This is a genomic window from Streptomyces rimosus subsp. rimosus (genome assembly GCF_000720725.1).
In the GTDB taxonomy this organism is placed as follows: Bacteria; Actinomycetota; Actinomycetes; order Streptomycetales; family Streptomycetaceae; genus Streptomyces; species Streptomyces rimosus_A.
Window position 1 is genome coordinate 1 of the sequence record NZ_JOCQ01000036.1, and the last position, 12,176, is coordinate 12,176.

9 protein-coding genes and 1 pseudogene are annotated in these 12,176 nt (G+C 70.7%); 4 read left to right on the forward strand and 6 right to left on the reverse strand.

Annotation, left to right across the window (positions count from 1 at the left end; genetic code table 11):
* Positions 1–338: 338 nt before the first annotated feature.
* Positions 339–1,542 (forward strand): annotated as a pseudogene (locus IH45_RS1000000145865) (IS110 family RNA-guided transposase).
* Positions 1,543–1,563: 21 nt separating this feature from the next.
* Here the strand turns inward: IH45_RS1000000145865 and IH45_RS0119670 are convergent.
* Positions 1,564–2,949, reverse strand: coding sequence for an FAD-dependent monooxygenase (locus IH45_RS0119670; protein WP_030669645.1), 1,386 nt, complete (start codon positions 2,947–2,949; stop codon positions 1,564–1,566).
* Between the two features lie 96 nt (positions 2,950–3,045).
* On the opposite strand from IH45_RS0119670, the gene IH45_RS0119675 reads away from it, so the two are divergent.
* Positions 3,046–3,903, forward strand: a complete 858-nt coding sequence (locus IH45_RS0119675) for a TetR/AcrR family transcriptional regulator (protein ID WP_234440597.1) — start codon at positions 3,046–3,048, stop codon at positions 3,901–3,903.
* Positions 3,904–3,950: 47 nt separating this feature from the next.
* On the opposite strand, the gene IH45_RS1000000149360 is transcribed toward IH45_RS0119675, so the two are convergent.
* The 3 genes from IH45_RS1000000149360 to IH45_RS0119690 form a co-directional block, all read right to left on the reverse strand.
* Positions 3,951–4,430 (reverse strand): DUF4288 domain-containing protein, encoded by a 480-nt coding sequence (locus IH45_RS1000000149360; RefSeq protein WP_199810690.1) that lies wholly within the window; start codon positions 4,428–4,430, stop codon positions 3,951–3,953.
* A gap of 635 nt (positions 4,431–5,065) precedes the next feature.
* Positions 5,066–6,145 carry a rod shape-determining protein gene (gene mreB, locus IH45_RS0119685; RefSeq protein ID WP_030669653.1) on the reverse strand — a complete coding sequence of 360 codons (1,080 nt, stop codon included), beginning with the start codon at positions 6,143–6,145 and terminating at the stop codon, positions 5,066–5,068.
* Positions 6,146–6,348: 203 nt separating this feature from the next.
* The gene (locus IH45_RS0119690; protein ID WP_030669656.1) at positions 6,349–8,499 is read right to left on the reverse strand and encodes an FUSC family protein; all 2,151 of its coding nucleotides are present in this window, start codon (positions 8,497–8,499) and stop codon (positions 6,349–6,351) included.
* A gap of 353 nt (positions 8,500–8,852) precedes the next feature.
* Here IH45_RS0119690 and IH45_RS0119695 point away from each other — a divergent pair, with 353 nt between their 5' ends.
* On the forward strand, positions 8,853–9,875 hold the full coding sequence (locus IH45_RS0119695) for an alpha/beta hydrolase (protein WP_030669659.1): 1,023 nt from the start codon (positions 8,853–8,855) through the stop codon (positions 9,873–9,875).
* Between the two features lie 84 nt (positions 9,876–9,959).
* On the opposite strand, the gene IH45_RS0119700 is transcribed toward IH45_RS0119695, so the two are convergent.
* Positions 9,960–10,448, reverse strand: a complete 489-nt coding sequence (locus tag IH45_RS0119700; RefSeq protein WP_030669661.1) for a hypothetical protein — start codon at positions 10,446–10,448, stop codon at positions 9,960–9,962.
* A 192-nt stretch (positions 10,449–10,640) separates the two neighbouring features.
* On the opposite strand from IH45_RS0119700, the gene IH45_RS0119705 reads away from it, so the two are divergent.
* Positions 10,641–11,180, forward strand: coding sequence for a nuclear transport factor 2 family protein (locus tag IH45_RS0119705; RefSeq protein ID WP_030669664.1), 540 nt, complete (start codon positions 10,641–10,643; stop codon positions 11,178–11,180).
* Between the two features lie 95 nt (positions 11,181–11,275).
* Here IH45_RS0119705 and IH45_RS0119710 read toward each other — a convergent pair whose 3' ends face one another.
* Positions 11,276–12,154 (reverse strand): ABC transporter permease, encoded by an 879-nt coding sequence (locus IH45_RS0119710; protein ID WP_050514995.1) that lies wholly within the window; start codon positions 12,152–12,154, stop codon positions 11,276–11,278.
* Positions 12,155–12,176: the final 22 nt, after the last annotated feature.

Sequence of the window (12,176 nt, forward strand, 5' to 3'; positions counted from 1 at the left end):
GGGTGGGGGAACGGAAGGACGTAGTGGGCGGGGCGGGCGGGAATTGCTTCCGGCTGGGGCCTTCCGGGGGCCTCCCCCGTCATCTTCTTCGCGGTTCCGCAATGGGACTGCTGGCCTCCGGGCCCGGTATGGCTGTTGCCCCCTGTCGAAGGCATGACCCGGGGGAGTGGTGTCACCGGGCCCGTGAGGCGCCGTTGGAGACGCTGATAAGAGGTCCGACACCGCCTGGCCTGGCGCAATGCCCGGCCACTCGGGCGGCAGGTCTGCATAACGTGGATGCGCGCATACGACGCCAACACCCCGGTCAGCACCACACAAACCCCGTTCGGGAGGACGGCTTGTACGACATCGACGACGTGGGCGTCTTCCTCGGCCTGGATGTCGGCAAAAGCGCTCACCACGGGCATGGGCTCACCACGGCCGGGAAATAGGTCTTCGACAAGCAGCTGACCAACAGCGAGCCGAAACTGCGGGCCGTCTCCGACAAGCTGACCGCGAAGTTCGGCACCGTGCTGGTGATCGTGGACCAGCCCGCTTCCATCGGTGCCCTGCCCCTGACCGTCGCCCGGGACGCCGGCCGCAAGGTCGCCTACCTGCCCGGACTCGCGATGCGGCGGATCGCCGACCTCTACCCGGGCGAGGCGAAGACCGACGCGAAGGACGCCGTGGTGATCGCGGACGCCGCCCGCACCATGCCGCACACCCTGCGCTCTCTGGAACTGACCGACGAGATCACCGCCGAGCTGACCGTGCTGGTCGGCTTCGACCAGGACCTCGCGGCCGAGGCCACCCGCACCTCCAACCGGATACGCGGCCTGCTCACCCAGTTCCACCCCAGCCTGGAGCGCGTCCTGGGCCCCCCTCTGGACCACCCCGCGGTGACCTGGCTGCTGGAACGCTACGGATCTCCGGCCGCCCTGCGCAAAGCCGGTCGCCGCAAGCTCGTTGAGGTGATCCATCCCAAGGCCCCGCGCATGGCCCAGCGGCTGATCGACGAGGTCTTCGACGCGCTCGACGAGCAGACCGTCGTGGTCCCAGGCCACCGGCACCCTCGACATCGTGATCCCCTCCCTGGCCCGCTCGCTCGCCGCCGTCCACGAACAACGACGAGCCCTGGAAGCGCAGATCGGACAGCTACTGGAGGCTCACCCTCTTTCCCCGGTCCTGACCTCGATTCCGGGGGTCGCGGTCAGGACCGCCGCCACCTTGCTGGTCACCGTCGACGACGGCACCAGCTTCCCCACCGCCGCCCACCTGGCCTCCTACGCCGGCCTCGCCCCGACCACGGAGTCCTCGGGCACCTCGATCCACGGCGAACACGCACCCATAGGCGGCAACCGGCAGCTCAAACGCGCGATGTTCCTGTCCGCGTTCGCTGCCCTGCACGACCCCGCCTCCCGCACCTACTACGACCGCTGCCGGGCCCGAGGGAAAACCCACACACAGGCCCTTCTCCGCCTGGCCCGACAACGGATCAGCGTGCTCTTCGCGATGCTCCGCAACGGCACCTTCTACGAACCCCGAACCCCACGCCTCGCTTGACGAAAGACATAGAGGCCCCCCTCACCCCCGCTCGTCGGCCCCGTATGCGCGCAGCTCGATGGCTGCGGATATGTCCTCGCCTTCCTGGAGCATCGCGGCCACGGCCTGCGGGTTGTTCAGCAGGGTGTTGCGGGCGTCGATTGCCTCCTGGGTGGACGGAGCCAGGAATTCGCCGGCCCCGCGGCCACCCTCCTGGCACTGTGTGACGAAAGGGCGCAGCTGCTCCTCGTACCGCGCGAACGCCCGGACGTGGTCACCACCGGCCGCCGCCAGTTCCCCCGCGAGGACGTACGCACCCACGACGGCCGACCCGGTGCCCATGCCCCCGACTGTGGCGCCGTACGCCGCATCACCTAGCAGGGCTATTCGGCCCGTGGACCAGCGTGGGACATCCACCCGGCTGATGGAGTCGAAATAGAGCCCGTCGGTGCCCCATACCGTCTGCGCCAGTTCCTCCGTCCGCCAGCCACCCCCCTTGTACGCCTGGGATATCAGCTTCTTCTGCCCTTCCGTGTCCCGCCGGTCGTAAGTCAGCTCGTCCGACGCGAACACGCAGAAGGTCTCGCCTTCATATCCCGGCTCGCCTGCCCGCCTGGTCGTACGGCCCACGCTGATGAAGCGGCCGGGCTCGTTGTAACCCACGGGCCGGGTATCGAGATCGTCGTTGCCGGTCGGCAGGTCCCAGCCCGCTATGTAGTAGCCGAGGTGGCTGACGAACTTCTCCTCTGGACCGAAGGCCAGCCGGCGTACGGTCGAGTGCAGGCCGTCCGCGCCGATCACGAGGTCGAATGTGCGCGGAGCTCCCCGTTCGAAGGTGACGTGCACACCATCAGCCGTCTCGGTCAGGGAGGCTATGGAGTCAGCGAATACGTACTCGACAAGTGGCGCGCCTACTTCGCCCTCCTTTTCCGCGAGCGGTTCGGTTCCGCGCCGCCCCGGCCCTCGCAGACGGCGGTCGGCCGTGTCCTGCCCGTCGAAGTCCCGCCCGCCGGAAGGCTGCACAGCCTGCTCGTACAGCTCGGAGTCAGGGCGGCCGTGACCGTACAAGCTGTGCTCGTAAAGGATGCGGGAGAGGTCGGAGCGGAGGAGTTCCACTTCTCCCCCGGCGAACTCCGGCGGCAGCGCCGCCACTTCCCGTCCGCGCTCGTCGATGAAACTCGTCGGACTGCCGCCGGTGCGATGCCTTCGGACCTCATCCAGCACCCCCATCCGCTCCAGCACCGTCAGGCTCGCGCTCCCCCGGAAGTCGACCGCGAACCCACCGCCGCGCAGCGCCGGGGCCACCTCGACCACGGTCGGGCGGTACCCGTAGCGCCTGAGCCAGTACGCCAGGGCCGGGCCGGCGACGCTGGCCCCCGAGATCAGCACGGTCGGTCCGCCGACCGCGCACGTCGTTCCGTACGTCATCACAAGCTCCCCACGTTGAGTCGTCACTGCGACAGAGAAAACTGTATCCGGCGGACACTGTTTTGTATACCTCGGACACAGTTTTAGGATGCGGGGGTGGGTGGAGACGGAACGGGCAAGAAGATCCAGAAGAGCCGGATGAGCCAGGGCGCCGAGGCCGGCGGCGGGCAGGCCGGGCAGGTTCCGGAGGTGGTGGCCGATGTCTTCGCGGAGCAGGCGGGGAGCATCGAGTTGCTGTGGGGTGGTCGCGGACGGCCGAGCCGTGGCCCCAAGCCCGCGCTGAGCCTGGACCGGATCACGCGGACGGCGATCGAGCTCGCCGACGCGGGCGGGCTCACGGCCGTCTCCATGCAGCGGATCGCGGGCGAGCTGAACTTCACCAAGATGTCCCTCTACCGCTACGTCCCGGGCAAGACCGAGCTGGTCGCCCTCATGATCGACACCGCGATGAGTGAGCCGCCCGCCCTGCGTAGCGGATCGGGCTGGCGGCCCGCGCTGCGCGAATGGGCCGGGGGCCTCTCCGCCGTCTTCCACCGCCACCCCTGGCTGCTGCCGGCAACGGCGGGCTCGCGCGTCATGGGCCCCAATGAACTCGGCTGGGTGGAGAGCGCCCTCGCCGCCCTCTCCGACACCGGCCTGGACGGCGCAGAAAAACTGGACGCCGTGGTCGTGGTCAACGGGCACATCCGCACCATCGCCCAGATCGCCGGGTCCATGGGCGAGGGCGGTACACGGGCCAAAAGCCCCGAGCGGGCCATGAGCGCGGCACTGAACGAACTCCTCACCGGCCGCTCCGACCGCTACCCCGCTCTCACCGCCGCCGTCACCTCCGCGGCCGCGGCCGACGACTCCCACGACCAGGCACTCGAATTCGGTCTGGAGCGGATCTTCGACGGCCTGGAGAGTTACATGTCCCGTCGGGCGGCGCAGCGTTCCGAGGCCGATGCCGGGTAGAAATCCGACGCAAGCCCCCTACCGCCCCTGCAGCAACCCGCAACCCATCAAAGTTCCTCACCGGACAGCAAAGGCTCGAAGCGCTCATAAGCGGCATAGTCCCGGAAGTGCCGCGCATAAAGATCGGCGTCCTGCGTCAGGTCCTCGTCGAGTACCGCGCACACGTCCACCACGCGTTTGAAAGTCCAGGTCACCGTCTCGCCCCGGTCATTGAGATAGCCGGCCTCCCGGGAACGGGCCCGCCGCTCGGCACGGTTCCGGGCGTCCGCCTCGTCCGCCGCGTACACGAGGACCACGCTCTCCTCGTACAGCGGATCACTGCCGCCCGTACCCGACGACTCCATCAGCACCACCGCGATATGCGGCCGGAGTCCTCTGGCCGGCCCGCCCTTCCGTTCAGTACCGGTCGCCACGGCGCACTCGCTGTCCTCTGCGGCCGACCGGCCGTGCGCGACGGCCCAGCGGCGCGGCGGTACGGATTCCGTCCGCGCCCGTTCGGCCGGTTGGAAGACCTGTGGATTCAGCATCGGAGTCAGCTTCCGCAGCCGGATACGAAGGTGCGCATTTCTTCGGACACGGGCACGGACACGGGCAAGGGAACGGGCGTAGGCGCCTGCGCAGGCATAGGCGCGGAATCAGAAAGGGCAACCGCCCCAGCCGGGGGCCCCAAAGGTGCGAACTCAACCGCACATCCCGAAGATACGAACTCGGATCCTGCCGCGGACGTACACCTGCTCACTCCCCAGCCCGCCGACACCCTCGCCATCCCCACACCCGTCCCCGTCCCCATCGCCCCCGCCACGGCAGGCCGGACCAGTCCCATACCGATCACGAGCGCCATCCCGTTCGGCATGACCGCTCCTCCCAGGCGACGGTTACTCACCGCAACCGGCCTCGCAGCCGGCGCAATCATCTTCACCCGTTCCGGGGGCTACCGCATGTCGGCACGCCCGGCGACCTACGGACGCGGAACCCGCGCGTCCTCGCCACTCACCGAGAGCCGCAGCCACCCCAACAGCCCCACCCAGGAACAGCCCGGGACCGACCCGGGACCGTCCGGAAAACAGCCCGGGACCGGCCCGGAAACAGCCCAGGAACAGCCCGGAACCGCTCCAGGACCGAGCAGGAACGGCCAAAGACGCCCCCACCCGGCCCCCACCCCTCAGAGCCGAACAGCCTTCCGCGGCTGCTCCATCGCCCCGGCCAGCAGTCCCTGCAGCGAAGCGAACTCGTCCACACACCGCCCCGTGCCGTTGACCACACAGTCCAGCGGATCGTCGGCGACCACCACCGGTACGCCCGTCTCCTGGCGCAGCCGCTGGCTCAGGCCACGCAGCAGTGCGCCCCCGCCGGTGAGCGCGATGCCGTGCTCGATGATGTCGCCGGAGAGCTCGGGCGGGCACTCGTCGAGCGTGCGGTGCACGGCCTGGACGATCGCGTCCACCGGCTCGGCGAGCGCCGAGCGGATCTCCTCCTCGGTGATCTCCTGGATCCGCGGCAGGCCGCTGACGTGGTCGCGGCCGCGCACGGTGTAGGACGTGCGGCGCTCGGGTTCGCCCTCCTCGTCCACGTCCACCGGCGTCCAGGCCGCGGAGCCGATCGCGATCTTGATGTCCTCGGCGGTGCGCTCGCCGATCGCCAGGGAGTGCTTCTTCTTGACGTACGACATGATCGCCGCGTCCAGCGCGTCGCCCGCGACCCGCACCGACTGGGCGGTGACGATGCCGCCCATCGAGACGACGGCCACCTCGGTCGTCCCGCCGCCGATGTCCACCACCATGCAGCCGACCGGCTCGGCCACCGGCAGCCCGGCCCCGATCGCCGCCGCCATCGGCTCCTCGATCAGGTGCACCTCGCGGGCGCCGGCGCTGCGCGCCGAGTCGATGACGGCCCGCCGTTCGACCCCGGTGATCCCGGACGGGACGCAGATGACCACCCGCGGCCTGGAGAAGCGGCGGGTGGGCAGCGCCTTCTTCATCAGGGCGCGCAGCATCTGCTCGGCCGCGTCGAAGTCGGCGATGACGCCCTCCTGGAGAGGGCGCATCGCGGTGATGCCGGACGGCGTACGGCCGATGGTGCGCTTGGCCTCCGACCCCACGGCGATCACCTCGCCGGACGCGTTGACGGCGACGACGGACGGCTCGTTCAGGACGACGCCCTTGCCGCGTGAGTAGACCAGGGTGTTGGCCGTGCCCAGGTCGATGCCTATGTCGTACGTACCGGACGAAGTGCTGGACGCCATGGGAGGTTCGCTTGCTCTCTCTCGACTGGACGACAGGGCCCCGCACGCGGCGCCCCCGAACATCGCGCACCCGGGCGGCACGCGTGGCTCGCGGAGCCGGTGGGGCGGGAAGCCCACCGGGCTCGTCAAGCTCGCCAATGGCGCCATTTGCGGGCAATTATCAAGACTACAGGCGCCGCCGAACGGTTCCGGGTGGGCGGGTTTCAGCTCTGCGGGGAAGACGGGAGCCGTACGGACCGGGCGGACGGGGCGGAGGTCCCGCGCGCCGCGCGGTTCTTTCCGCCTGGCCCCCGTGACAGCGCCTCGGCCAGGTCGTCCAGCGCGTCCAGCAGCAGTTCGGCGCCGCGCAGCGCGACCCCGCGGGTCTCGGACCGGGCATTCCACTGCTCCCATACGGCGCGCAGCGCGCTCCAGTCCAGGCTGTTCCGCTCCCGTACGGCCTCGACCGCGCGCGGCAGCGACTCGCGCAGTGCCTCCGTGAAGGCGTGCGCGTCGGGTGAGGGCTCCGCCTCCTTGTCCGGGAGGTGGGCTTCCAGAATCATCGTCACCCGGCCCATCGTGGCCAGCGCGGACTGCGCGGACGCCGCCGCGCTCAGCGACAGTCCTCGGTGGCGCACCGGTTCCTTCTCCGCGCGGGATTCGCTCTCCTCCCAGGCGGCACGGGCCGCGCGGGCGTCCAGGAGGGCTTCGCGCACCTGCCGGGGGCGGCGCTCGGCGGGCCGCGCGTAACTGTCGAACACGGCGATGGCGTACCGGCCGTTCGCCTCCAGCCACTGGGCCAGCCGTTCGCGCAGCCGTGGCGTCTCCCAGGCGGGGAAGATCGCGTACGACAGCATCGCCAGGAGGCCGCCGACGAGGGTGAGAACGATGCGTTCCTGGACGGTCTGTTCCCAGCCCGCGCCCGCGATGCCGAGCAGGAAGACGACATACGCGGCGACGCACGCCGAGGTCACCGACACTCCCGTACGCATCAGCAGGTACATCGCCAGGACGCACACGATCGCCAGCGCCGCGCTCACGTACAGGTTCGGGTGGGTGAGGCCCATGATCGTGCCGCCCACCGCGACGCCGACCAGGGTGCCGATGAACCGGGCGACGCCGCGCGCGTACGTCTGCCCGAAATCGGGCCGCATCACCATCACCGAGGCGAGCGGCGCCCAGTAGCCGTGCCCGAAGGGCAGTGCCTGGCCGATGAGGTAGCCGACGGCGGACACCGTGCTGACCCGCAGCGCGTGCCGGAAGATGCGCGAGGACCAGCGCAGCTCACGGCGTACGGAACGCAGCGCCACCGGCACCAGCTTCGGCACGCTCGGGCGCAGCAGGTGCCCGCGTTCCGCCTCGGTGGTGGGCCGGGTGGCCTGGACGGGCTCGTCGGTGAACTCGACGGCGTCGGCGAGCAGCGAGATCAGCCGCAGCGCGGAGCGGCGGGCGGCGCCGGTCAGCCGCGGCCCGTCGCCGTCCTGCGGCATTTCGAGGGTGGCCATCGCCTCGGGCGGCAGCCGTACGGGTTTGCCGCGCCGGATGGCGGTCGCGACGGCGTCCAGTACGGTGGCGGCCGCGCCGAGCAGTTCCCGCGCCCGGTCCCGTTCGGGGCCCTCGACGGGCGCGCCGACGACCGGGTCGGCGAGCGAGGCCAGGACCGGCCTGACCTGTTCGGCCAGCGCCCGCGGACCGTGCAGCTGGACCGGCCGGCGCTTGGCCTGACGCGGGGTCACCGCGGAGGCGAGGCGCGCGTTCATCAGTGGCTGCGGGTCGAAGGGGGCGACCGGGTCGTGCCGCAGCCGGCGCGCGTAGTCCGCCTCCGCGGCCAGCGCGTCGGCGAGCGCGTCGCGCTGTACGCCCCAGGGCCGTACGGGGAAGAGCACGATGAGCGCGGCCTGGACGCAGCCGCCGAACGCGATGATCGCCGCGTGCTCCAGCGCCCCGAGAAGGGAGGTCGGCAGCGTGACGGTGACGAGCATGACCGAGACGGTCTGCGTGCCGACCAGCCCGGAGACCGGCCCGACCGACCAGGCCAGACCCGCCAGGAACGTCCACAGGGAGAGCAGGACCAGGAAGCCGACGATGTGCGCGGCGGCCAGGTAGCCGAGGAAGGTGGAGACCGAGAGGCCGCCCGCGACGGCGAGGGCCAGAACGGGGCGCGGGCGCCAGCTGCGCTGGAAGGTGGCGATGCCGGCGGCGAACGCGCCGAAGGCCGACGAGACCGCGAGGGCGGGACTGCCGAGGTAGAGGCACAGCCCGATGACGATGGCGACGCCGGCCGAACCGCGGATCGCGATGAGCGGGGTGAGCTTGGCCTTTTCGATGGTCAGCCCGGAGCGGGCGGTCTTCATCAGCGCTCGCGACCAGGTCATGTGTCCGAGAATACGGATTCGGCGACGGTGAACCGGAATGATCGGCGCCGGTTCCCGGGCGGGTCGCGGGCCGGAACTCCGACCGGATCGCGCGCTTTGCCCCGGCCCGGTCACGGGCAGGCATGGACTGCCCCGCGTCGCACCCCGGCGCCCCGCCCGCAGTGATTCGCCGTGAAAATCACGGTAAAGCCGGTTTCCTTTGCGGGTAAACCGCGCAGGTCAGCGGCGGATCGGCACGTACGGGCGGGTTTTCGCGGGCAACGCAACACGCCGGACGGGAAACCCCGGCCCCGGCCGTGCCCTCTTGCTCACCAGCCGGGTGCCCCCGGCCCGCCCAGCAAGGAGAAGGTCCCGTGCGCAAAGCCCTGCTCACCCCCGTGGTCGTAGTGACCACCTTTGCCGCCCTCGCCGCCACCGCCGGCTGCGGCACGGGCGGCTCCGACGACGACGGGCCGGTGCGTTTCGGCAACGCGACGGGGCCCGGCTCGCACGGCGCCACGCGGCCGGGCCAGGGCACGCTCGCCCAGATGCCCACCCACCCCATCAGCTTCAAGGAGCAGCGCAAGGTCGGCGGCGCCGGCGACGGCACCCCGATCGGCGTGGCCACGTATCACGGCCCGAAGTCCGGGTTCACCGGAAAGGTGTGGGTATGGGCGCCGCCGGAGTACTACGAGAAGAAGAACGCGGACAAGGGGTTCCCGGTCCTGATGGCGCTGCCCGGCGCCGAGGGCTACCCCGTCAACTACTGGATCGGCGGCGACCTCAAGCTGGAGGAGAACCTGGCGCAGTGGTCGAAGGAGGGCAAGAGCCTGCCCTTCATCGTCGTGATGCCGGTGCTCAACCCCAACGCCAAGCAGTACTACGACGCCAGTGACATACCCGGCCAGCCGAAGATGGGCACCTGGCTGAACGAGGACGTGCCCGACTTCGTCCGGCAGAACTTCCGTACGCTCAAGGGCCGCGACGGCTGGGCGATCATGGGTTCGTCGTCGGGCGGTTTCGCCGCGCTGAAGAATGTCCTGCAGAACCCGCAGACCTTCAAGGCAGCCATACCGAGCGGTCCCGACATCGTCCCCGACTCGCCGTTGTGGCGCGGGCACGCCAAGGAGGAGCGGGAGAACAACCCCGAGGTCCTGGCGCAGCGGCTGATCCACAAGGGCGGGCCCGAGGTCTATTTGGCCTTCCAGGACGGCACCAAGGAGTCGACGATCGTGCCGAAGGTCAGGAAATTCATCGCGCGGTACGGCCGCGGCCCGGTCAAGACGCGGCTGCAGATGGTGGCCGGCGGCATGCACGGCGCCGACACCTATGTGAAGGGCATGGGGGAAGGCACGATGCAGTGGGTCAGCGCGCACATGCAGGGGCCGGCGGAGTAGCGCCGGCTCCCCCGCGAGCGGGGCGGTCTCGCCTCACCCCCGCGCCGCCCACCGCATCGAGTCCCCTCCTCCTCGCCCCGTGCCTCACACCGAGCAGGAGACGTCCAGCAATTCGATGGGCCGCGTGGCGTCCAGGTCCACGTAGGCGGTGAAGTTCTGCTTGCGGTTGCCGCTCCAGTACGTGGTGACCGTCGCCCAGCCGACCCTTGCGGACTGCGCGGTGGTGACCTTGCCGACGGAGACGTTGCGCGGCGTGTTCTGGGCACACAGCAGCAGGTCGTAGTCGGGCGTCTCGGCGGCCTTCTTCTTGAGCTCGGCGGAGACCTGGTGCTCGCGCTGCCAGGCGTTCGGACCGTGCTTTCCGTAGAAGGAGACCAGGAAGCGGCGGATCTCGTCGGCGGTGTAGCGGCCGTTCGGGTCGGTGCGCAGGTCCGCCCTGGACGTCTGTATGGACGTGCTCTGGGTGGCGGCGGCAGCCGGAACGGCGGACGCGGCGGTCAAGGTCAGGCCGAGAGCGACGGCGGTCGCGGTGGCAACGACGGTGGCGGTGGTGCGCGAAGCATGACGGAGCATGAGATGTCCTCGACTTCCGACTTCTTTTCTTTGTGCGCATTGCCGGTCTTCACCGACTGAGACAACCGGGGCCGCCCCGTGGTTGCGTGGCACCTCTACACGCCACCCGAGTGGCCCAACGGCCCCGCCGCCCGCGAGAGCGACGGCGGATTTCCGCCGGTACCGGTCGGCCGCGGGCGCTTGGCTGGCGCCATGACACAGCACGCCGCGAGCACACCCCCGTACGCGTACGAAGACGACAGCGCCCGTACCCGCGCCGTACTGGAGCGGTTCTACGAGGCGGAGCGCGTCTACGTCGCGGCGGGCGGCCCCGGCCGGGCGGATTTTTCCGCCCTCGCCGCCTGCCTCGCCCCGGACGTCGTCCTCCGCCAGTCCCCCGGCTTGCCGTACGCCGGCGAGTGGCGCGGCCCGGCGGGCATGGAACGGTTCATGGACGTGATGGGCAGGCTCTGGCAGTCGATGGAGTTCTTGGAGCAGCGGCAGCTGGTGGACGGGGAAGAGGTCGTCGTCACCAGCCGGGTGCGGTTCACGGCCCGCGCCACGGGGCGTGCGCTGACCACCACGATCGTGCAACTGATGACCGTACGGGACGGCCGTATCCGCGAGGTCCGGCCGTTCTACTGGGACCCGGCGGAGGTGGCGGAGACCTGCGGCCGTGCGGCGGTCAGGGAAGTCTGCGGCCACGCGGCGGGGGCGGGAGCCTCCGGCCCGGCGGCCGGCCACCCGGCCTGACCGGCGCCCCGCTCCGTACCCCCGCCCTGTACTCGCTCCACTCCCGCCGTGTACCCGCTACACACCCCCGCCTCGTACTATCTCCGTACCCCTCCCTACGACACGATGTCCTTCCTCCCGAACCCCCGGAACGCCAGCGCGAACAGCACCAGGGCATACGCCACCGACACCGCCGCGCCCTGGATCATGCCCGTGGCGTCCAGCTGGGGCTGCAGGGCGTCGGCCCACGCGAACTGCCAGTGGGCCGGGAGGAAATCGCGCCACTGTTCCAGGGCGGTGACCTGGTCGAGCACGTTGCCGACAATGGTCAGGCCGACCGCGCCGCCGACCGCACCCAGCGGCGCATCCGTCACCGTCGACAGCCAGAAGGCGAGCGCGGCGGTGACCAGCTGGCTGACGAAGATGTACGCGACGGCCAGGGCGAGGCGGGGCAGCGCGTCGCCCGCCGCCAACGCGCCGCCTGTCGGCAGTTGCAGCGGGCCCCACCCGTACGCAGCCGTGCCGACGGCGAGCGCGACCAGCGGCAGGAGCACCATCGCCGCCGCGCTGAACAGCAGCGCGACGGTGAGCTTGCTCAGCAACAGCCGGGTACGCGGAACCGGCGCCGCCAGCAGGTACCGCAGCGAGGACCAGCTCGCCTCCGACGCGACCGTGTCCCCGCAGAACAGCGCCACCGGGACGACCAGCAGAAAGCCGGCCGAGACGAACAGCACGGTCGCGGTGAAGTTGGCGCCGGACACGGTGGCGGTGTCCATCAGCGTGATGCGGTTGTTCCGGCCGCCCGGTTCGCCGCCGATCGCGAAGGCCGCGACGAGGACGAACGGCAGCACCGCCAGGATCGCCGCGATCACGAACGTACGGCGCCGTTTAAGCTGACGCAGCGCTTCGACACGCAGCGGCAGGGTGCGGTGCGGGCGGTAGCCGGGGGCATGCGACGCGCCGGGTACGGACGCGCCCGCGGGTTCGCCGGGCAGCGGGGACTGCCCGTCGGTGCCG